The 20,859-nt window shown below is 70.4% G+C and carries 18 protein-coding genes and 1 tRNA gene; 8 read left to right on the forward strand and 11 right to left on the reverse strand.

The genetic code is table 11. The annotated features are described in order from the left end of the window. Window positions 1-3: 3 nt before the first annotated feature. A complete protein-coding gene (locus tag QSK15_RS06550; protein ID WP_285793348.1) occupies window positions 4-855 on the reverse strand; it encodes a MurR/RpiR family transcriptional regulator in 852 nt (283 codons plus the stop codon). 200 nt (window positions 856-1,055) lie between these two features. Between QSK15_RS06550 and QSK15_RS06555 the strand changes: the two genes are divergently transcribed. From QSK15_RS06555 to QSK15_RS06565, 3 genes are all read left to right on the forward strand, one after another. After that, a complete protein-coding gene (locus QSK15_RS06555; RefSeq protein ID WP_285793349.1) occupies window positions 1,056-3,134 on the forward strand; it encodes a trypsin-like peptidase domain-containing protein in 2,079 nt (692 codons plus the stop codon). Continuing rightward, window positions 3,134-4,876: an O-antigen ligase family protein gene (locus QSK15_RS06560; RefSeq protein ID WP_285793350.1), complete on the forward strand. Its 1,743-nt coding sequence runs from the start codon at window positions 3,134-3,136 to the stop codon at window positions 4,874-4,876. The genes QSK15_RS06555 and QSK15_RS06560 overlap by 1 nt, the downstream gene beginning before the upstream one ends. 269 nt (window positions 4,877-5,145) lie before the next feature. Continuing rightward, window positions 5,146-6,111, forward strand: coding sequence for a glycosyltransferase family 2 protein (locus tag QSK15_RS06565; protein WP_285793351.1), 966 nt, complete (start codon window positions 5,146-5,148; stop codon window positions 6,109-6,111). Window positions 6,112-6,172: 61 nt separating this feature from the next. On the opposite strand, the gene QSK15_RS06570 is transcribed toward QSK15_RS06565, so the two are convergent. Genes QSK15_RS06570 through QSK15_RS06590 form a run of 5 tightly spaced genes read right to left on the reverse strand, consistent with a single transcriptional unit; the run spans window position 6,173 to window position 11,519 of the window. Then, entirely contained in the window at window positions 6,173-6,883 is a 711-nt protein-coding gene (locus QSK15_RS06570) for a nucleotidyltransferase family protein (protein ID WP_285793352.1), read from the reverse strand. Next, a complete protein-coding gene (locus QSK15_RS06575; protein ID WP_030331246.1) occupies window positions 6,880-7,896 on the reverse strand; it encodes a GDP-mannose 4,6-dehydratase in 1,017 nt (338 codons plus the stop codon). The genes QSK15_RS06570 and QSK15_RS06575 overlap by 4 nt, the downstream gene beginning before the upstream one ends. Before the next feature lie 20 nt (window positions 7,897-7,916). Further along, entirely contained in the window at window positions 7,917-8,861 is a 945-nt protein-coding gene (locus QSK15_RS06580) for an NAD-dependent epimerase/dehydratase family protein (RefSeq protein WP_285793353.1), read from the reverse strand. Further along, entirely contained in the window at window positions 8,858-9,889 is a 1,032-nt protein-coding gene (locus QSK15_RS06585) for a glycosyltransferase (RefSeq protein WP_285793354.1), read from the reverse strand. The genes QSK15_RS06580 and QSK15_RS06585 overlap by 4 nt, the downstream gene beginning before the upstream one ends. A 31-nt stretch (window positions 9,890-9,920) precedes the next feature. Next, window positions 9,921-11,519: a lipopolysaccharide biosynthesis protein gene (locus tag QSK15_RS06590; RefSeq protein WP_285793355.1), complete on the reverse strand. Its 1,599-nt coding sequence runs from the start codon at window positions 11,517-11,519 to the stop codon at window positions 9,921-9,923. A 199-nt stretch (window positions 11,520-11,718) separates the two neighbouring features. Between QSK15_RS06590 and QSK15_RS06595 the strand changes: the two genes are divergently transcribed. Both QSK15_RS06595 and QSK15_RS06600 read left to right on the forward strand, forming a co-directional pair. Then, window positions 11,719-12,939, forward strand: coding sequence for an endo-1,4-beta-xylanase (locus QSK15_RS06595; protein ID WP_285793356.1), 1,221 nt, complete (start codon window positions 11,719-11,721; stop codon window positions 12,937-12,939). Window positions 12,940-13,139: 200 nt separating this feature from the next. Beyond that, on the forward strand, window positions 13,140-14,597 hold the full coding sequence (locus QSK15_RS06600; protein ID WP_285793357.1) for a sugar transferase: 1,458 nt from the start codon (window positions 13,140-13,142) through the stop codon (window positions 14,595-14,597). Between the two features lie 121 nt (window positions 14,598-14,718). On the opposite strand, the gene QSK15_RS06605 is transcribed toward QSK15_RS06600, so the two are convergent. Next, window positions 14,719-15,798, reverse strand: a complete 1,080-nt coding sequence (locus tag QSK15_RS06605) for an LCP family protein (RefSeq protein ID WP_285793358.1) — start codon at window positions 15,796-15,798, stop codon at window positions 14,719-14,721. A 140-nt stretch (window positions 15,799-15,938) separates the two neighbouring features. Here QSK15_RS06605 and QSK15_RS06610 point away from each other — a divergent pair, with 140 nt between their 5' ends. The 3 genes from QSK15_RS06610 (at window position 15,939) to QSK15_RS06620 (ending at window position 18,699) form a co-directional block, all read left to right on the forward strand. Then, window positions 15,939-16,772 carry an O-methyltransferase gene (locus tag QSK15_RS06610; protein WP_285793359.1) on the forward strand — a complete coding sequence of 278 codons (834 nt, stop codon included), beginning with the start codon at window positions 15,939-15,941 and terminating at the stop codon, window positions 16,770-16,772. 4 nt (window positions 16,773-16,776) lie between these two features. Next, complete coding sequence (locus QSK15_RS06615) at window positions 16,777-17,595, forward strand: MOSC domain-containing protein (protein WP_285793360.1); 819 nt, start codon at window positions 16,777-16,779, stop codon at window positions 17,593-17,595. A gap of 111 nt (window positions 17,596-17,706) precedes the next feature. Beyond that, window positions 17,707-18,699 carry an expansin EXLX1 family cellulose-binding protein gene (locus tag QSK15_RS06620; protein WP_285793361.1) on the forward strand — a complete coding sequence of 331 codons (993 nt, stop codon included), beginning with the start codon at window positions 17,707-17,709 and terminating at the stop codon, window positions 18,697-18,699. A 4-nt stretch (window positions 18,700-18,703) separates the two neighbouring features. Here QSK15_RS06620 and QSK15_RS06625 read toward each other — a convergent pair whose 3' ends face one another. From QSK15_RS06625 to bcp, 4 genes are all read right to left on the reverse strand, one after another. Then, window positions 18,704-19,231, reverse strand: a complete 528-nt coding sequence (locus tag QSK15_RS06625) for a GNAT family N-acetyltransferase (RefSeq protein ID WP_285793362.1) — start codon at window positions 19,229-19,231, stop codon at window positions 18,704-18,706. Between the two features lie 80 nt (window positions 19,232-19,311). Then, window positions 19,312-19,394 (reverse strand) — tRNA-Leu (locus QSK15_RS06630). Further along, window positions 19,380-20,237, reverse strand: a complete 858-nt coding sequence (locus tag QSK15_RS06635) for an HNH endonuclease signature motif containing protein (RefSeq protein ID WP_285793363.1) — start codon at window positions 20,235-20,237, stop codon at window positions 19,380-19,382. Before QSK15_RS06635 ends, QSK15_RS06630 begins: the two co-directional genes overlap by 15 nt. Before the next feature lie 99 nt (window positions 20,238-20,336). Continuing rightward, window positions 20,337-20,813, reverse strand: a complete 477-nt coding sequence (gene bcp, locus QSK15_RS06640; protein ID WP_210859345.1) for a thioredoxin-dependent thiol peroxidase — start codon at window positions 20,811-20,813, stop codon at window positions 20,337-20,339. Window positions 20,814-20,859 lie beyond the last annotated feature (46 nt).

A 20,859-nucleotide genomic window follows, 5' to 3' on the forward strand; every position in this document is an offset into this window, starting at 1 on the left:
CGGTCAACCGAGGAACAACTGTCGGCGGGCCGCGGAGGCTTCGAACGCCTCCAGTCGGCGCTGGGTGTCGGCCGGCGCGGCATCGCAGATCGCCTGCAGCAGCACCATGGCCAGGGTCATCGGGGCGGTGTGCAGGTCGAAGACGAGCTGCGCGCCCACCGCGGCGGCGAGCACCACGTCGGCGTGCTCGGTGGCCGGACTGACCGGTGAGTCGGTGATCGCCACCACTGTCAACCCGGCGTCGCGGGCGTCGCGCAACGCGTCCAGGGTTTCCCGGGGGTAGCGGGGCAGCACGAAGGCGAGCACGGCGCTCGCCCCGGCCTCGGCGGCCTGCTCCAGGCGGTCCGTGAGCAGGCTGCCCCCGTCGTCGAGGACCCGTACGTCCGGGTGCACCTTGGCCGCGAAGTAGGCGAAGTACGCGGCCAGCGGTGCGGCGGCGCGCAGGCCGAGCACCGGCAGCGGACGACTCGCGGCGAGCAACCGCCCGGTTTCGGCGATCCGGTCCCGGTCGGCGAGCTGACCGGCCAGTCGGTCCAGGTTGTCCATCTCGGCGCGGACCGCCTGCTGGAGCTCGTTGCCGGCGTCCGCCGATCCGCCCGGTGCGGTGGCGGTGAGGTCGCGCAGCCGGCGGCGCAGCGCCGGGTAGCCGTCGTGGCCGAGCGCGACGGCGAACCGGGTGACCGACGGCTGACTGACCCCGGCCAACTCGGCCACCTCGGCGGCGGACAGGTAGGCCACGGTGGGCGCGTGCTGCACCAAGCAGTGCGCGATCCGGCGCTGGGTGGGGGTGAGTCGCACCCCCTGGAACAGGCCGAGCACCTGCTCGGCCGGTGCCCCGACAGCTCCTTCATTCACACGGTGACTCTATGCATGAAAACTTTCAATAAGCAACAGGCGTCACACGTCGCTTGTCGGCTGACCGGGGAACCCCTTGACGGGCTGGGACAGTGCGCCTTGTGGGCCCCGTCAACCGGCTGTCGGGCCGACGACCACCAGGGCGGCGGACGAGCGCGCTCTCTGTAGTATCCGCACGGCGGTTGAGCAGAGGAGTGCGCATGCAACCGGTTGGTCCGTACAGGTTCACCCACATGCTGGGCACCTGCCCGGCCGGTAAGGCATGGGCAGCCATCGACGGGCAGGGCCGGTTGGTGACGATTGCCGTGCTGAACGCGGCCGTCGCGGACGCGCCGGGCTGGCGGGAGGCCTTCGTCGGCACCGCCAACGGGTTGGCGCAGGCGCCCGGTGGCCAGACCTTCGCCTACGCCGACTTCTCCGCGGCCGAGCCGTGGGTGGCGTACCCCGCGGAGGCAGGCCCGGGCGCGGAGCGACTGTTCCGGGCGCTCGGCCAGGACTATCAGCCGGTGCCCACCGAGGGCGGTCCCGCCGCCCCGGTCTCCGGCATCCCCCAGCAGGTGTCCGGCATCCCCCAGCAGGTGTCCGGTGTGCCGCACCAGGTCTCCGGCGTGCCGCAGCAGGTGTCCGGCATCCCCCAGCAGGTGTCCGGTGTGCCGCACCAGGTCTCCGGCGTGCCGCAGCAGGTCTCCGGGATTCCACAGCAGGTGTCCGGTGTGCCGCAGCAGGTTTCCGGGATTCCGCAGCAGGTCTCCGGTGTGCCGCAGCAGGTGTCGGGAGTGCCGCAGTTGACCTCGGGCCCTCCGCCGGCGCCGTGGGCGCTGCACGCCGGCCCGCCGGTGGCGCCCAACCCCAACCCCACGACCGCGCAGCCCGACGCCGACGAGCCGCCGCCGCCCGCCGTCGGGCCGATGGACGGCCCGCCGCCGCACGATCCGTTCGCCGCGCCGGTGCGACGGATCCAGCCGTCGGCCCCACCGAAGCGGCGTACCGGCCTCTGGGTCAAGGTGGCCGCGCTCGCGCTGGCGGTGGCGGTGGGCAGCGGCGTGGCGGTCTGGGCGCTCGCCCCCGACGAGCCGACCGACCCCGGCATCCCGCCGACCGTCGGCGCCACCGCGTTCCCCACGGCCGCCGCCGTCGACCCGCCACTGAAGCCCTGGGCGCAGGCCGCCCCGTACAGCCCCGAGGAGCGCGCGTTGGCGGTTGCCGCGCCCGCGCTCGTCTTCGTCGAAACGGTCTTCACCGGCTACGTCCGCGACGCCAGCACCAACACGCCGATACGGGCCACGCCCATCACCTTCACCCGCAGGTGCAGCGCCTTCGTGGTTACCCCGGACGGGCACGCACTCACCAGTAGCGCGTGCGTCAAGCCCACCCAGGAAACCGCCAGGCAGATCGCGCTCGACACGGTGGCCCGGATGCTCGTGCGCGAGCAGACACTGGTCCCCGCGCAGGTCCAGGAGTACATCCGGACCAACATGGGCAAGACGAAGTTCACCGGCATCGATCCGGGCACCGAGCCCGGTACCGAGATCCACGGCCAGCTCAACACCGCCAAGGGCAACCTCACCACGGAGCCGGCGATCCCGGCGCAGGTCGTCCGGGCGCTGCCGCCCGACACCGGCAACATCGCGCTCATCAAGCTGGGTCGGGGGAGCCTTCCGGTGGCGGAGCTCAACCCCTCGGCGACCCTCACCGACGGAAGTTCCCTGCTCATTCTCGGCTTCGCCACCACCGATGACGACTTCCGCACCGCAACCTACGGTCCGAAGTCGAAGCTCGTCGGTATCACCGGCACCGGGCGGCGCGGGTCGGCGTCGATCTCCCGCATCAACCAGGATCTCGGAACCACGTCGCACGGCGGTATCGCCCTGGACCCGAGCGGCCGGGTGGCGGGGATGATCGACCAGGATCAGGCTCGTCCGGACAGGGCAAATCGGGTGATTGTCCCGTCGTCGAGCCTGAACGCGCTGATCGGCGAGGCCGGAACCGCCAACAAGCTCGGTGACTCCGACAAGCTGTATCGCAAGGCCCTGGACGCCTACTTCGCCGGTCAGCACTCGGCGGCGATCACCCAGTTCGACGCGGTCGCGCAGGCATCCCCCGGCAACCTGCTGGCAAAGGCGTACCGGCAGAATGCCGTGGAACGGCAGCAGAACGAGTCCGAGCCGAGCGACCAGTCGGTCTGGCTGATGGTGTTGCTCGCCGGTGCCGGCGGCGCTCTCTTCGTCGGTCTCATCGTGCTCGTGGTGATGCTGGTCCGACGCCGTAGGGACGTGTGATGAACGGTTCCATCCAGAGCATGGCCCCGGCGACGGACCGGCCCACCCGGCCCGTCTCGGGGCTGCTCTCCACCGCGATCGTGGTGGTCGTCGGCGCGCTGCTGGTACATGTGCTGCTCGAAACCTGGGCCCAGGTGCTGAGCGGTCCGACGAGCGTGGATCCGCGCGCCAACCTCGACGGCTCAGCCCAGTGGCCCAAGCAGCTCAAGACCGTCCTCTACCTGGGGCTCGCCGGGCTGACGGTGGTCAAGGTCGTCGTCGATCGGCTGTGGCGCCGGTTCCTTACCGGCGCCGACCTCGCCCTGCTGGTGCTGGGGCTGGTGATGGTGCTCGCCGGCCTGGTGAACGACTCCTCGATGTCCCTGATGGGCGAGGCGCTGTTCGTCTACTTCCGTGGCGTCATCGTCTTCTACGCGCTGCGCGCGGCCGACCTGAACTCGACGATGATCCGTCGCCTGCTCATCGTGGTGGCCGTGGTGGTGAGCGTCAACGTTCTGCTCGCTCTCATCCAGATGGTCGTGGGTGAGCCGGCCTACCGCGTACTCGGCTGGGTGGACCTCACCTGGTCGGAGCAGAGCCGCGCACAGGGGCTGCTGTCCCACCCGAACCACCTCGGCCACGTCCTGGGGCTGACCCTGCTCGGTTTCGTCGCCTGGCTGGCGACCGCCGCCGACGTCCGACGGCGCTGGTGGGCGGTGGCCGTCGTCGCCACCGTCGCCATGTCCGCGACGCAGTCCAGGGAAACGCTGCTGGGCGTCCTGATCGGCGCTGTGGTGATCGCGGTGGTGGCCCGCACCAACACGCGACGCATCCTCGCCGTCTGCCTGCTGGTGGTCCTCTGCACCGTCGCCCAGATCGCCGCCCGGCCCGACAACCGGGCCGAATGGGAACGCCGCATCGGCAACGCGTTCACGAGCTTCAATCACCCGGCCGGCAGCGAGTCGTCGCCGCCGGCTCCGCCAGCGGCGACCACGGCCAAGCCCTCCCCGACGGCCACCGCGCGGCCGGACGGCGGCTCGACCGCGTCGGGTGGCCCCAAGACCTCGGCGAAGCCGTCGACGTCGCCCGGGACCAGCGGATCCGGCGGCCCGGGAGGATCGCCGGGAGCGGTCACGCCGCAGCCCACCCACTCGCCCGCGCCGGTCCGCGAGATCCGGGTGCTCTACCTCCAGCAGGCAGCGAAAATCCTGCCGCGTCAACCCCTTCTTGGCTTCGGTATCGGCCAGTTCGGTGGTGTGGTCGCCGAGAAGGACAATCCGAACTGGCACAAGAACCCGAAATTTGGCCCGGGTGGCTTCAACCGCTACGGCTTCCAGGCGGTTCAGGTGGACTCCTTCTGGCTGCACCTGATCATGGAGGTCGGCGTTCTGGGGTTCGGCGCGTACCTGGTGTGGCTCTTCATGATTGCCAAACCACTGCTGGCCCGGACCCGTCAACTGCGTCGTGCGGGTCACCGGCCGGCACCCAATGTGCTGTGGGGAATCGCCGCCATCATATTCGCCTGCATCGTTGGCTTCCTCTCGCCATCGATGGAGGATCCCCTGCTCCCGCCCCTTCTCTGGACGGTCGTCGGTCTGGCCTGGTGGGCCGCACGGCGCCCCGCTCCCATCGATCGGAAGGACGGTGGGCCCGCCGATACCGCTGGCCCCGCCGGTGCCCGAGAGGACGACACCCGCATCCTCGCCACCGACGAGATCCTGGCGCAGGCGCGTCGGGTGCGACCACCGGCGGGATTCCGCTGAGGTAGCGCGACACGCGTTTGTGTCACTACTCGTCCACATTCAGTAGTGGTGCGATCATGAGTGCGTCGCTAGAATCCATCTGCCGCGCGCGGCGTTCAGATCGGGCATCCTTCGGCGCGACGGTCCTACCGGAGCGTCGCCAGAGGACGACCAGCAGTGACCATCACGGGGGTTGTGGGCATGGGCGATACAAGCAGAGCCGATGGCTCGTTCGTTGGCCGGGCACCGGTCGGCGCGAGCCTCGCCCCGAGCGGCGGTCGACGCTCGCGGTGAGCGAGGGCCCTTTCGCGGTGCGCGCCGCTCAGTTGACCGACCGGGATCCTCGCGCACTCCAGCCACTGCCGGGCGCCCCCGGCCGTAACGTCGACGCGCCGACGGTCGGGCTCACCGGGCCGGTCCGTCCCTCCGTCGACGCGCCGACGGTCGGGCTCACCGAGCCGGTACGCCGGGTCACTCCGGCGATCTCGGTCTGCATCGCGGTACGGGACCGTCCCGAACTACTCGTGACGTCCATCCGCAGCGTGCTCGGCGGCACCTTCGACGACTTCGAGATCGTCGTGGTCGACGACGGCTCCACCGTGCCGGCCCAGGAATGCCTGGCCGCCGCCGGTCTTCTGGCCGACCAGCGTATTCGACTCGTGCGTCAGAAGCCGTCGGGCATCAGCACAGCCCGCAACACGGCCCTGCGCGTCGCCCGTGGCCGTTACGTCACCGTCCTCGACTCCGACGACGAGTTCACTGAGGACGGGCTGGCCCGTATCCAGGAGTTCCTGACTCGGACCGGGGCCGTCTGGGTCTACACCGACTACGAAGAGCTGGTGGGTAACTCCGCTCGGTCGATCAGCCTCCCGTCCTACCCGACGGCGCGCCGCATGCTCTGGTCGGTCCTGACCCGTCCGCGGCTGCCGTTCAAGCACTCCGGCATGTCCATCGAGCGCGAGCTGCTGCTCCGCCTCGGTGGCTACGACGAGAAACTACCGATCAAGGTCGACGTCGAGCTGGTCCTGCGGGCGCTCGCCAACGGCGTCCACCCGGCGCACCTCGACCATCCGGTCGTCCGGTTCCACCGGCACGAGGGCAGCATCAGCCGCCGCCGGATCGCCGGGCTCAGTGTCTGGTTCCAGCTGATCAGCCGCTACACCCGCCCACGGGTGCCGGGCCTGGCGCTGGTCATCAAGGCGGTGCGCGCCAGCAGCGAGATCGGCAAGTGGTTGGTGTCCGCGCTCGGTCGCTGAATCAAACAAACTCGGCCCGGCCACCCCTCGGGGGCGGCCGGGCCGAATCGTCGTGGTGGCGTTAGTCGGGCGGCAGGAACCCGGTCGGGTTCTCCGCGAACATCTTGTTGGCCAGGCTGTAGTCGTCCACCCGCCCAATGTCCAGCCAGAAGCCGCGGTGCCGCCAACTGGAGACCCGCCCGTTGGTGCTCAGCTGGTCGAGGATGAGTTGCGGCATGTCGTACGCGCCGGGCGGAATCTTCTCGAGCGCCTTGGGTGACATGGCGTAGGCGCCCATCGAGACGTCGAGGTTCAGCGTCGGCTTCTCGTCGTAGCCGACCACGTCACCGGACTCGTCAATCTTGAGGATGCCCAGCTCGATCTTCTCCGACCGGGTGTACACGCTGATCGTCACCGGGGCTCCGCTGCCACGGTGATGCGCCATCAGGGCCGTGAAGTCCAGGTCGGTGAGCAGGTCGCCGTTCATCACGAAGAAGTCGTCGTCCAGGGAGCCCGCCAGTTGGCGCAACGGCCCCGCCGTGCCCAGGGGCTGCTCCTCGCGGACGTAGTCGATGCGCAGGCCCAGCTTGCTGCCATCCTCGAAGTACCCCTCCAGCAGGTACGCCAGGTGACCGGTCAACAGTGTCACGTCGGTGACGCCGTGTGCCTTGAGCTGGCGGAGCAGGATCTCCAGGATCGGGATGTCACCGACCGGCATCAGCGGCTTCGGGAAGCTGGTGGTGAACGGACGCAGCCGGGTGCCGCGCCCACCAGCGAGAATGATCGCCCTCATACCACGTACCGGTCCACATCGAACCGGCCCAGGTTCGCCCGCACGTAGTCGACGACCTCGGTGAGGCCCTGACGCAGCGACACCGTGGGCTCCCAGCCACAGCGTTCCCGCGCCCGTTCGGTGCCGGCGATCAGTTCGAACACCTCGCTCTGCGGGGGCCGCAGCCGCTGGCTGTCCTCGACGATGTCGATGTCCGGTCGCCCCGCCACCTCCGCGATGAGGCGCGCCAGGTCACCGATGGCGATGCCGCGGCCGTTGCCGATGTTGGTGACCTGCCCGACGCACTGGTCGGCAGCCGCTACGGCCATGAACCCGGCCGCCGTGTCGGTGACGTACGTCAGATCGCGCACCGGCCGCAGGTCGCCGAGGGCGATCTTTTCCCGCCCCGCCACCACCTGGGCGGCGACGGTGGGGATCACCGCGCGTGCGCTCTGCCGGGGACCGTAGGTGTTGAACGGCCGGATCACGGCCACCGGCAGATCGAAGGACCGGTAGAACGACTCGGCCATCGCGTCGGCGCCGATCTTCGAGGCCGAGTAGGGCGACTGGGGCTGAATCGGGTGGTCCTCGTCGATCGGCGTGTAACGGGCTGTCCCGTACGTCTCGGACGTGGACGTGTGAACCAACCGTCGTACCCCGAGATCACGCGCCGCCTCCAGCACGTTCAGCGTGCCGGTCACGTTCGTCGCCACGTAGGACGCCGGGGCCACGTAGCTGTACGGGATCGCGATCAGGGCGGCCAGGTGGAAGACCGTGTCGCAGTCGGCGATGGCACGGCGGACCGCGAAGGGGTCGGTGATGTCGGAGTGCACCACCTCCACCGACCGGCGGACCTCCGGGTCGACGTCGGCGAGCATGCCGAGGTCGGACCGACCGGTGTACCGGACCATGGCGCGTACCTCCGCCCCGGCCCTGACCAGTCGCTCGGTCAGGTGGGAGCCGATGAACCCGCCGGCACCGGTGACCAGAACCCGGCGCCCCGCCCAAGCCCCATCGGTTGATAACGCCGTCATCCCGTGCCTCTCCTTGTCATTCATTGGCCGGCTCCGGCCGGCACTGCCAACTCTGTCAGCAGGCCACGTAGGCTATCCCGCAACGGCGTCTCAGCCTTCCAGGGTGTCTCGGCGGCGAGTTTGGCCGCCGAACCGACCTGGCAGCGGAGGTCGCTGCGCCCGGCGACCACGTCAACGACGGACCAGTCCAGCCCGGCCAGGTCCAGCAGGATCTCCAGGACCCGCCGGACGGTCACCCCGGAACCCGAGCAGACATTGTAGATTTCACCGGCCCTGCCCAGCTCCGCCAGCTCGACGTACGCCCGCGCGACATCCCTGACGTCGGTGAAGTCGCGCACCGCGTCGAGGTCGGCGACCTGGACCCGGTCGGCGCGCCCGGCCAGCACGTCAGCCACCCGTCGGGCCAGCGAGCCGGCTACCGTGGCACCGTCCTCGCCGGGGCCGACATGGTTGAACGGACGGGCGGCCACCACCGCGATCCGCCCGTCGGCGCCGAGCGCGAGGGCCAGCGACTCGGCGGCCGCCTTGGCATGACCGTAGGCGCCCACCGGCCGGGGCAACGTCTGCTCGGTGATCGGGTTCAGCTCCGGCGGCACCGCGCCGTACTGGGCGGAGGATCCCGCCAGGACGAGACGCGCCGGCCGGCCCGACCGGGTGTCGACCCGGCGCAGTTCCTGGCACAGGGTGTAGGTGGTGTGCACGGCATCGGCCACCACGTCCGCCCCGCCGGCCCCCCGCTGGGGGAGGGTCGCGGCCAGGTGGAAGACGACGTCGGGGCGTACCGCCTGGAGCCGGGCGCGGACCGCCGCCGGATCGTGCAGGTCCAGCTGGTGGTAGGTCTCACCTGGACCGGGCTGCCGGGGCCGGCGACCCAGCCCGACCACCCGCTCACCGTTGGCGGCGACCAGGCGACGCAGGTGGGTGCCGACCCAACCGTGCGACCCGGTCACGAGCGTGGTGCTCACGACCCGAGCACCGACCGGTAGATCTCGGCGATCCGCTGCGCGACCAGACGCTCGTCCAGCCAGCTGCTCCGCTCGCGCCCGTTCGCCCGTACGCCGTGGTGCAGCACCTCGCGGACCCGGTTGGCCAGCTCCGACACCAGGTGGTCGCGGGCCGCCCCGGTCAACGGACCGGCCGGGAACGGCACGACGGCTCCTGGTCGTACGTCGGCCAGCACCTCGCCGACGTCGCCGACGTCGACGGTGACGACCGGCAGGCCCATCGCGGTGGCCTCCTTGACCACCGTGGGGGAGCCCTCACTGCCCGGCCGTGACGTGAACAGCATGACGTCGGCCGCGTCGTACTTGCGGACCAGGTCGGCCTCGGGCTGACCCGGCGCGGACAGGATCAGCTCCTGCACCGAGGGGTCCTGGCGCCGCAGCTCGGCCAGCGCGTCACGAAAGACGTCGTAGCCCTTCACCGGCCGACCGGGGTCGGCGCCGAAGAGCACCACCCGGGCGTCGGGGGCGATGCCGAGTGCCTGCCGGGCGGCGAACCGGTCGCCGGGCTGGAACAGCTGGAAGTCGACCCCGTTGGCCACCACATGACCGGCGGCGTCACCGGCCGTCTCGGCCAGCCGGCGGGACACGTAGATCCGGGCCCGGGTGCCACCCCAGCCCAGCTTCGTCATGAAACGTTGGCGGGGGGCGTTGACGTCACTGCCGTAGAGCGACAGCACCCGGGCGGGGTGACCAGCGAGCCGCGCCGCCGGTGCCGTCATCCCGTAGTGCACGTGGACGATGTCGTAAGCGCCGGCCCGGGCGCGCCGACGGATCCGACTGGCGGCGGTGAGGTAGTCCAGTTTGCCGCGGGACTGGGCGACCACCTCGACATCGACGTGGTGGCCCAGCGCGCGCAGCGCGGACACCTGTCGCTGCACGAAAATGCCCCGGTAGCTGCCCTGCTCCGGCCAAAGGTTCGTGACCGCCAGGATCCGCAGGGTGCGCTGCTGGGCGAGGGGTGGGGACAACTGCTCGGACGTCTCGTTCACGCTGTTCTCTTTCTTCAGACGCTCTGTCGGGTCAGACGGCGGTGGTGACCGGGGTGGACGCGGAACCGCGGCGGTGGCTGCGGGCGAGGACGAGCAGCCGGCGAATGTCACCACTGAGCACGAGCCCGGCCACGACGAACCCGGCGAGGGTCACCCCGGCGGCGGTCCACGACCAGGTCTGCATGACGTCCAGGCGGGTCACCAGCGCGGCGACCACGACCAGGGCGATGCTCCGGACCAGGGTCATCGTCCAGGCGAGCCGGTGCAGCCACCAGACCGCGACGACCGGAATGGTCGCGGTGACGGCGGTGCCCACCAGGTAGCCGATGCCGACCCCGGTGGCACCCATCGAGCGGGCCGCGGCCACCACCACGGCCAGCCCGATCAGGCAGCCCACCACGGCGGAGATCACCGGCACCCGGGCCTGGGTCAGCGGTCCGCTGGCCAGCGCGTTCACCGACGGCACCTGAAGGATGCCGAGGAAGGCGGCGCACAGCATGACGCGCAGCACGGTGGCGCCGGCGGCGTACTCCTGGCCGCCGAAGAGGCCCAACACGAGGGGCGCGGCCAGCAGACCCACCACGAAGACTGGGGCCATCGTCACCGCCAGGGCACGCGTCGACGCGTCCACCTGTCGGCGTACCGCTGTGGTGTCCCCCGCGCCCTGAGCCCCCGCCATGGCCGGGAAGAGCGCCAACGCGAGCGCCCGGGGCAGGAACCACAGCGGTGCGATCAGGGCGACGGCCGCGACCAGGTAGGCCACCTCGGACGGGTCCGCGAAGTGACCGCCGAGAAGCTGGGTCGTCTGGAGGAAACCGGCACTGGCCAGCGTGCCGATGCTGCCCAGTACGGCGAACGTGACGACCTCGCGTCGGTCGAACCGGCCACCGGCCGGCACTCCCTCCCGCCGACGGTGCGCGCGCAGCTGGTGCCGGCACAGTGCGACGAAGACGCCGTAACCGAGGCAGAGCGGCAGGAGGTAGGCGGTCTCACCGGTGGCGATCACCACGACGGTGGTCACCACCGCCAGCGCGGACGTGGCCAGTTCGATGCGGGCGTACTGGGGGACGAGGCCGTGGCCGTACATGGCCGCCTTGTCCACGGTGTAGAGCGAGTAGGTGGCTGTCAACACCGCGAGCGTCAGGGTGTCCACGACGCCGAGGTCGTAGATCCGCTGCACCACCAGCGCCGTCGCGGCGCCGAGCACCAGGCAGGCCGTCAGGCCGAGCCGGGAGAGGAACCGGTGTACGGCCCAGGCCCCGGGCAGGTCGCCGGCGCCACGATGAAAGGCGACGAACTTGGACAGGCCGCTGGAGACGCCGCCGGGCAGCAGCAGGCTGGCCACCATGCTCGCGGCCAGCATGATGCCGACCAGCCCGTAGGTGGCGCGGTCCGTGGCATGGCTGGTGAGTGAGCCGTGCACCAGACGGGTCGCGCCCACCGCCACCAGGGCGAGCATCGAGAGCGCGCCGCTGCGCACGATGGTGGAACCACCACGAACCGGGGGCTTCGGTGGGGGCACCGCGGCGACACCGCGCGCGGCGTCGCCGCCGGTTGCCCCGCCGACCGGTGGGACCCCCGGATCCCGCAGGCGTGCCGCGCTGCCGTTGATGGGATGACCGTGCTGCACTGTCAGACCGCCGATGTCTCTATGGGTCGCGGCGCGACCGGGGATGAACGCTGGCTGCGGTCGGCCTGCACGGCAACGTCGGCGCCGAGGAGGTCAGCCGACAGGCGGGCGGACCCTTATGGTCGAGGGTCGTAGGATCGATCAGGCGCATCAGTTGGGCCTCGTCATGCTGCGTCGCTACTTCTGTCTGGGGATGCTAATGACCGAAGAGGTCCGCGCCGGTGCCGCGACGGGCACCGTTGTCCGAACGGACGACGGCTGGCCGGTGTCGCCATCGCGGGTGCCGACATCGGTCGACCGCACGATGTCACGGCTGCCCCGGGCTCGTGTGGTGGTGCTGTCGGTGGTGGTGCTGGTCCTCGTCGCCTGCGCAGCATACTTTGGCTGGGACCGCGGGGTGGGCCCGGTCGAGTCGGTCGCCGCCCCCACCGCACAGCCGTCGCCAACCCCGGGTCCTCCGGCGCTGCGGGACCTGATGCCGCCGAACGTCAGGATCGGATCCGCCGTCAACGGGCAGATGTTGGCTTCGGACGCGCGGTACCGCGCGACGCTGTCGAGTCAGTTCAACGCCGTCACGTCCGAAAACGCGATGAAGTGGACGATCCTGGAACCGGAGCGCGGCGTGTACGACTGGTCGGCCAGTGACCAGTTTGTCGACTTCGCCAAGGCCAACGGGCAGGCGGTCTACGGTCACACCCTGCTCTGGCACAGCAACACTCCGGTGTGGGTGGCCGAGAGTTGGTCGCCCGAGCAACTGCGCGCCGTGCTCAAGCAGCACATCACCACAGTCGTCAGCCGCTACCGGGGCAAGATCTGGGCCTGGGACGTGGTCAACGAGGTGCTCGCCGAGGACGGGTCGTTGAGAGACTCGTTGTGGCTGCGCAAGCTGGGCCCCCGCTACATCGCCGACGCGTTCCGCTGGGCCCACGAGGCGGACCCGGACGCCCGACTGTTCATCAACGACTACGGCACCGAGGGTCGCACCCGTAAGGCCGACGGCCTGCTGCGGCTGGTCAAGGAGTTGCGCGCGGGTGGCGCGCCGGTGCACGGGGTCGGCTTCCAGAGCCACATCCGGTTGGGGGCGCCGCCGAAGGACGCGACGGGAAACCTGCGCCGCTTCGCCGCGTTGGGCGTCTCGGTGGCCATCACCGAACTGGACGTACGGATTCCGTTGCCGGTCACCACCCAGAAACTGCTGGACCAGGCGCTGCTCTACCAACACATGCTCAAGGCCTGTCTCGCCGTCGCCACCTGCGAATCGGTCACGTTGTGGGGCTTCACGGACGTCAGCAGCTGGATCGGTTCGCACTATCCCGGGTACGGCGCCGCCTGCATCTTCGACGAGGAGTTCGCGCCGAAGCCGGCGCACGGTGCGCTCGCCCAGGAGTTGAGTGCCCGGAAGTCGGCATCACCGAACTGATCCGGCTGAGGAAGGACCCGAACCGCCACTAGGCACGACGTGGCATGGACGCATAGGGTGCACGTCGCGATCTCCCGACGGGGGCGACATGGGAAAGGAAGGTCGTGTCCGCACACACGCAATTCCTCACGGCTGTCTCGTCGCAGCAAAGACCGAGCTTCGACCCCGACCTCGGTGTGATCACGCCTCCGTCCAACGGCATGGCCCGGTCGGTGTTCGCCCGACCGGTCGCGCCTCGGGCCAACTGGCGTCGCCGCTACGTGGCCTGGCTGGTCCTGCTCGACGTACTCGCGGCCCTGGCCGCCAGCCGGACGGTCGTCACCCTGCTGGCCGACGCCGACGCCGGTTTCTGGGACCAGCGGGTGCTCGGGAACGTCAGCTCCTTCAGCCTCGCGGCCTTCGTCGGCGTCCCGGTGGGCTGGCTGCTCCTGCTCGTCGCCTCCGGGGCGTATGACCAGCGGGCGCTCGGGCTGGGCACCGAAGAACTCAAGCGGGTCGCCCGGGCCAGCCTGGCGATGGCCGCCGCTGTCTCGTTCCTGGCGCTCGGCTTCAAGAAGGACCTGTCCCGGGCCACTGTCGCGGCCATCATCGTCTGCCTGCTGCTCTACACACTGGTGGTTCGGTTCGCCGCCCGGGTGGTGCTGCGGCGGATCCGGCGTACCGGGCGGGCGTCGCAGAAGGTGCTGCTGGTGGGCCGCCTCGTCGACGCGCTCGCGCTGCACGAGGTGGTGACCCGCAACTACGGGGCCGGGTTGCACCCGATCGCCATCCACCTGCCACACCATCCCCGTCCGGGCGAGCGGGTGAACGCCCCGGTGCCGGTGTACGTGGGCTGGGACCTGGTGCCGCTGGTCCAACAACTCGGCGCGGACACCATCGCGGTCTGTGGCCCGGCCAGCCTGGAGTCGTACGAGCTTCGCAAGCTCGCCTGGCAGCTGGAGGGCACCGGCCTGAACCTGGTGGTGGTCCCCCAGGTCACCGACGTCACCGGTCCTCGCATCCACGTCCGGCCCATCGAGGGCCTTCCCCTGCTCAATGTGGACGAGCCGACCATTTCCGGTCTCTCCCTGTTGGCCAAGAGCGTGCTGGACCGGGTGACCGCGCTGGTCGGGTTGGTGCTGCTGAGCCCGGTGCTGTTCGCCATCGCGCTGGCCATCAAGATCAACGATCCCGGGCCGGTGATGTTCCGGCAGACCCGCATCGGCCACGAGGGACGCGCCTTCAAGGTCTGGAAGTTCCGGACCATGTACACCGACGCCGAGCAGCGGCTGGCGACCTTGAAGCATCGCAACGAGAGCGACGGCCTGCTCTTCAAGATGAAGGACGATCCCCGGGTCACCCCGATCGGCCGGCACCTGCGGGCGCTCTCCCTCGACGAACTGCCCCAGCTGATCAACGTGCTGCGCGGGCAGATGTCGCTGGTCGGGCCGCGTCCACTGCCCACCGAGGACGACGACTACCGCGGTGATGTCCGTCGGCGGCTGCTGGTGCGGCCGGGCATCACCGGCCTCTGGCAGATCTCCGGCCGCTCCGACCTCACCTGGGACGACGCGGTCCGGCTGGACCTGCACTACGTGGACAACTGGTCGCTGGTGTACGACCTCGCCATCCTCTGGAAGACGGCCAGCGTGGTGCTGGCCCGGCGCGGGGCGTACTGACCCACCCGGTCACACCGGGGCTCCCGGAAGGACCACAGACACACAGCGACGGGCGGCGGCCGTGAGGCCGCCGCCCGTCTGGTGTCTCGACTGCCGGCGGGTCCCGCGCCGGCCCAGGTCGTTACTTCTTGCCGAGGCTGACGATCTCGGCGACCGAGTCCCGGCGGACCGCGTCGTAGAACGTCTTGGCTCGGGCGTTGTCGGCCAACACCACGCTCTCCGAGCCGATCCGGCCGGTGCCCTTGGTGGGGCTGGTCACGAAGGTCATGTTGCCGCCGCGAACGCCACGCATCTGCGTCGCCATGTCGAACAGCGACAGTTCCTTGTCCACTGAGACCGAGTTCGAGGTGGCCTTGAGGAAGCTGTTCAACTTGCCGGGGTTGGTGAGGATGCCGCCCGAGGAGGCCTTGTCGATGATGGCGCGGATCACCTGCTGCTGGTGGCGGATCCGGGCGAAGTCACCGTCGGCGAACTGCTTGCGCTGGCGGGAGTAGTCCAGTGCCGCCTCGCCGTCCATCCGCTGCACACCCTTCTTGAAGGTGCGGAACGGCTCGTGGATCGAGGTGAAGCTCTTCTCCGAGTCGATGTCCACGCCGCCCAGCGCGTCGATGATCTCCTTGAAACCAGCGAAGTCGATCAGCGTCACGTGGTCCACCCGGACCCCGGTGAACTTCTCCACCGTCTGCACCATGAGGGGCACCCCACCCCAGGCGTACGCGGCGTTCACCTTGGCGTCCCGGCCACCGTTGTTGCCGTCCGCCGACTTCGGCACCGAAACCCAGGTGTCGCGGGGAATCGAGATCAGCTGGGCGCTCTTCCGGTCCTTCGGCAGGTGGGCCAGGATGATCGTGTCGGTACGCGAGCCGCTCGTCTTCTCCGGGTCGCGGGAGTCGCTGCCCAGAATCATGATGTTCATCGCGCCGTCGACGGCCGCCTGAGGGCGCGACTCCTCGGGCACGCCGTCGAAGGCGTCGACCCGCTCGATACCCGACTCGACCGACCGCAGGTAGAGACCGCCGGCCACCATGCCGCTGCCCCCCAGCACCAGCAAGATCAGCAGGCTGAACAGGGCGATCCGGCGCCAGCGGCGGCGGCGCGGCGGTGCGTCGGCCGGCGGAATGTCCTCGGTCGGTTGAGGCCCGCCGGCGGCGCCGTAACTCGGTTCCGTCCAGTGCTCCGCTGTATGTTCACGACGTGGCATGGGCGCGATGCTACTGAACGTGGTTTCTGATCGCGTACCCTCGTCCGGTCACCATCGTGCGACGTGGGTCCCAAATCGGACGGCGCACCATCCGCCGTTTCCCTCTGCCGGTGCTCCCGCGGAAGTGGTATGAACCTCCGGTGGACGCAACGAAGCTCCGCCGAGCCATCGCCCGTACCCCGCTCGCGCCCGTCGCCGCCTTCCCCAAGCGGTTCGCCCGGGTCGCCCGCCACGACGCCAAGGTGCTGCGCGCCTCGGCCCGGTGGCTGGTCACCTCCCGTGAGCATCACAACTACACCTACGAGCTGACCAAGCTGAGTCGCCACCACCTGACCTGGTTCGTCAGCGTCGTCTGCGACATCCCCGTGCAGCAGGTCCGCGGCTACGTCGCCGAGATCGAGTCCGACGACGCGCTGCGCCACCACATCGAGCAGGCCACCGCCACCGCAGCCCGCCGTGGCCTCGCCGACCGGAAGGTCCGCTACGCCCGACGCGTCGGCTGGTACGCGATCGTCCGGGCCACCCACCCCGCACACGTGGTGGAGACCGGCGTCGACAAGGGGTTGGGCACCTGCGTCCTGGCGTCCGCCCTGTTGCGCAACGCGCAGGAGGGGCACCCCGGCCGGGTCACCTCCCTGGACATCAACCCGGAGGCCGGCTACCTCGCCCGGGTCGCGCCCTGGTCGGAAGTCGTCGACCTGGTGATCGGCGACTCGATCGCCTCGATCGGCGCGCTGGACCGCCCGGTGGACCTGTTCCTGCACGACAGCGACCACAGCCGTGCCCACGAGAAGCGTGAGTTCGACGCCGTGGAGCCCAAGCTCGCCCCCGGCGCGATCCTGCTCACCGACAACGTCACCAGCACCAACGTGCTCGCCGAGCACGCCGAACGCACCGGCCGCCGGTTCCTCGCCTACCGGGAGAGCCCGGTCAACCACTGGTACCCGGGCGACGGGATCGGCGTGGCATGGTAGCCGGGTGCGCCTGACCTCCATTCACACGTACCCGATCAAGGGTTGTCACCGGCTCGACCACGACGGTGCGTTCGTGCACCGGTGGGGGCTGGCCGGCGACCGGCGCTGGATGGTCGTGGACGCCGACGGCGTCGGCGTCACCCAGCGGGACACCACCCGCCTCGTCGGCCTGCGCGCATCGGTGCGCCCCGGAGGTCTGTCGCTGCGCGCCGACGGGCAGCCCGACCTCGACGTGCCCGAACCCGCCGGCGGTGAGCCGGTAGCGGTGCGCACCTTCCGCAGCCGCGCCTTCCCCGTGCCCGCGCTGCCGGCCGGCCAGGACGCCGACGACTGGCTCAACGCCCTGCTCGGCCGACCCGTCCGGTTGGTCTGGCTGGCCCAGCCGACCCGCCACCTGGCCGCCGGGTCCCGCGAACACGACACCGGTGACCAGGTCAGTTTCGCCGACGCCTACCCGGTGCTGCTGGCGAACGCCGCCTCCCTCGACGGCCTCAACGACTGGCTCGCCGAGGCGGGGGAGGAACCGGTGCCGATGACCCGGTTCCGACCCAACCTGGTGGTCAGCGGCGCGCCGGCCTGGGCCGAGGACGACTGGGTCGGTCGGCCGCTGCGCATCGGTGACCGGTTGTTCCGGGCCGCCGGGCCGTGCGACCGCTGCGTGGTGACCACCACCGACCAGGAGACCGGGGTACGCACGAAGGAGCCGCTGCGCACCCTCGGGCGGCACCGCAACGTCAAGCAGAAACTCCTCTTCGGACTCAACCTGGTACCGCTCGACAGTGGACCCCTGACCGTGGGCGCCCCGATCGTCGTCGCGCCCTGACCGCGCCACCAACCGGCAATCCGCACGCCCTCATCACCGTCCGTCGATGCTGTCTTAGCTTTGGCTTAGCCCGCTTGTCGGTACGCGCCAGAATCCGGCAGCATCGCCGTCGTGCCGGACGGAAGCGTTGTCGACATCACCATCGACCTGGACCATCCCCCAGCGGACCGGCCGGCACCGTCGTCCGGCGCGAAGCCCTGGCTGGTCGCCACCGGCGTCACCGTCCTCGCGGCGACGCTCGGGCTCACCCTCGCCCTACGCTCCGGATCCACCCCGGCCTGCGCCGCCGGCCGGACACTCGCCGCCGCGCCGCCCACCGGCAACGCCACGCACACCGGAAAGGCGACCTTCTACGACTCCAAGGGAGCCGGCGGCAACTGCTCGAACCCGGCCGCCCCGGCCAACCGGCTCTACGTCGCGCTCGGACCGACGGAATACTCCGCCGGTGCCGCCTGCGGCGGATTCCTCGACGTCGCCGGCCCGAAGGGCACCGTCCGGGTGCTCATCATGGACCAGTGCCCGGAGTGCCAGCCCGGCCACCTCGACCTGTCCCGTGAGGCGTTCGCCCGGATCGCCGACCCGGTCCAGGGCGTCGTTCCGGTCACCTACCGCGCGGTCGTCAACCCGCCGCTGCCCGGACCACTCACCTTCCGGATCAAGGAGGGCGCGTCGCAGTGGTGGTTCGCCGTCCGGGTCGGCAACCACGGCAACCCGCTGCGGTCCGTCGAGGTCCGGCAGAGAGACAGCGACCCCTGGCAGCCGGCCGCAAGGCAGGACTACAACTACTGGCTGATCGCCTCCGGCGTCGGGCCGGGTCCGTTCACCCTCCGGGTCAGCGACGTGTACGGCAACCGGGTCACCGTCGGCGGCATCCGGATGGCCCCGGGTCAGGTGCAGAACAGCACGGTCCGGATGTACGCACCCGGCGGCGCGGCGGCGGCCACCCGGCGTCCCGCCGCGTCCACCCGACCGCCAGGCAACCGACCCGCCGCCACGCCGACGCCGACCCGTCGCCCGGTCGAGGTCGCGAAGGCGAGCGCGCCGGCCACCGCCGCGCCGACCACCAGTTCGGCCCAGGCGAACGCCCGGTGGTGCGCCGGCTGACCGTTCAGGCGGCGACAGCCAGATCGAGCCACATCAGGATCTCGTCCCGGTCGTCATCGGGGGCCACCCGCAACGCGCCCGGCAGCCGGCCGATCTCCCGGTACCCGAGGCCGGCGTAGAACCTGTCCAACCCCAGCCCGTCGCGCACCGTGACGTGCAGCGCCTCGTGGCCGAACACCCTGCCCAGCCGGGCGGCCTCCGTCATCAGGGCCGCGCCGTAGCCGGCGCCCTGGGTGTCCGGGTGGACCATCACCCGCTTCACCACACACCAGTGCGCCTTGAGCGGGAACCGGTTGTCACCGAAGATCAGCATCGCCGCCAGCCGGTCACCGGCGTAGCCGACCAGCAGCCGGTCCGGCCCGTCGACGATGCCGGCGAAGGTCGGATCGGCGATGACGTGCACGTCGGCGGCGGTGACCGGTGGCACGAAACCGACGGCGCCGCCGGCGTTGCTGACGTCCACCCAGAGGTCGACGATCTCGGCGCGCAGCTGCGGGGTCAGGTCGGGGTCGAGGACGAAGCGCAGACTCACGCCCGCCATCCTGACCCGACGACCAGGCCCGCGACCCCCGACAGTGACGCGCCCGACAGCCCGTGCTCTGCGTTGACCTGTGCGGGAGAGGGGATTCGAACCCCTACGCCCTTTCGGACAATAGGACCTAAACCTATCGCGGCTGCCGTTACGCCACTCCCGCCAACTCCGTGAGTCTAGAACGTCTCGCCCCGACGGTGTTGAGCCCGGCCTCCTTGAGAATCGTCGAGATCGTGCCGTGACTCACCTTGCACGGCCCGTCGGGCAGGTTGCGGAGGATGCCCGACAGCCGCTTCGGCCCGGCATCCGGATTGGCCAGCGCCTGTTCGATCACCGTGTCGCGATGAGCCCTTGAACGCCAGCTGCGGTCCGCGCGTGGTGTCAGCACGCCTTCCTGCTCAAGGCCGCGCCGAACCTTGTACAGGTGTGCCGGGTGACAGCCCAGGTGTCGTGCGGCATCGAGGGCCGTCATCTGTTGCGCGTCGACTCGACCGAACAGGTCGAGGAGTTCACCCCGGGTTGCTGGTCTGCGATCGGAACCTGTTGCCTCGTACGGCTGCTCCTCGCTGCCTGTCGCCGTTCTCATGGGAACGGTGAGGTCACGGGCACGGTTCCGCCGGCCAGCGAAGGTGACGGTCTGGCTGTGGCAGTTCGGGCAGAGGAGCCGAAGATTCGGTGGCCGGTTGTCGAGGAAGTTCCCGTTGATGTGGTCGACGTGCAGGATGAGCGGCGCGCCTTGCCACACCGGCCCGATCCCACACCCCTCGCACTCCTCCGGTACGCCGAGTGTGCCCAGCGCCCACTTCAGCCGCACGCCCGGCGTCCGGCGGGACCCTCCGGGCAGCATCACCAGAAGCTGGGCAGATGTCGTGCGCCGTTGACCACTGCGGCCCTTGTTGTGTGCCTGCCTGGTGAAGTGTGACGTGTCGATGCCGAACCGCTTGAGCTGCCGGCTGATGTGCGCGTGCGAGCCGCCGCTGATGCGTACGCCGAGCAACCGCATCACCTCGGTGATGTTGCGGGCGGCGGCGGCAGCGGCGGCGAGCGCTTCGGGCGTGTACTTGTATCGAACCACTGACGGACCGTAGCGAACCGGTACGACAGGTCAGTCCAGGCCGAGGTCGCGGCGGAGTTTGGCGACGTGTCCGGTGGCCTTGACGTTGTAGAGCGCGCGTTCGATCTTGCCGTCGGCGTCGATCACGAAGGTCGAGCGGATCACGCCGGTGACGGTCTTGCCGTACAGCTGCTTCTCGCCGTACGCGCCGTAGGCGATCAGCACCGCCTTGTCCGGGTCCGACACCAGCGGGAAGGTGATCGCGTCGCGCTCGCGGAACTTCGCCAGCTTCTCCGGCTTGTCCGGGGAGATGCCGATGACCTCGTAGCCGGCGGCCTGGAGCGAGGCGAGCGAGTCGCGGAAGTCGCAGGCCTGCTTGGTGCAGCCGGGGGTCATCGCGGCCGGGTAGGCGTACAGGACGACCTTGCGGCCTCGCAGGTCGCTGAGGGAGAGCTGGTCGCCAGTGTCGGTGCCGAGGGTGAACTCGGGGGCGGGGTCACCGGGGGAGAGGCGGTCGGGCGCGGTCATGGCCCCGACCCTACCGCCGGGCCGGGGGGTGCCGCGCCGGCGATAC

The organism is Micromonospora sp. NBRC 107095, from assembly GCF_030269705.1.
GTDB classification, from domain to species: Bacteria; Actinomycetota; Actinomycetes; order Mycobacteriales; family Micromonosporaceae; genus Micromonospora; species Micromonospora parva.

What these genes read in the sequence shown, in the direction of transcription:
- QSK15_RS06555 (WP_285793349.1), top strand. Translation starts at nt 1,056, where the DNA reads ATGCAACCGGTTGGTCCGTACAGGTTCACCCACATGCTGGGCACCTGC.
- QSK15_RS06560 (WP_285793350.1), top strand. Translation starts at nt 3,134, where the DNA reads ATGAACGGTTCCATCCAGAGCATGGCCCCGGCGACGGACCGGCCCACC.
- QSK15_RS06600 (WP_285793357.1), top strand. Translation starts at nt 13,140, where the DNA reads ATGGCCCGGTCGGTGTTCGCCCGACCGGTCGCGCCTCGGGCCAACTGG.
- QSK15_RS06570 (WP_285793352.1), bottom strand. Translation starts at nt 6,883, where the DNA reads ATGAGGGCGATCATTCTCGCTGGTGGGCGCGGCACCCGGCTGCGTCCG.
- QSK15_RS06605 (WP_285793358.1), bottom strand. Translation starts at nt 15,798, where the DNA reads ATGCCACGTCGTGAACATACAGCGGAGCACTGGACGGAACCGAGTTAC.
- bcp (WP_210859345.1), bottom strand. Translation starts at nt 20,813, where the DNA reads ATGACCGCGCCCGACCGCCTCTCCCCCGGTGACCCCGCCCCCGAGTTC.
- QSK15_RS06575 (WP_030331246.1), bottom strand. Translation starts at nt 7,896, where the DNA reads ATGACGGCGTTATCAACCGATGGGGCTTGGGCGGGGCGCCGGGTTCTG.
- QSK15_RS06595 (WP_285793356.1), top strand. Translation starts at nt 11,719, where the DNA reads ATGACCGAAGAGGTCCGCGCCGGTGCCGCGACGGGCACCGTTGTCCGA.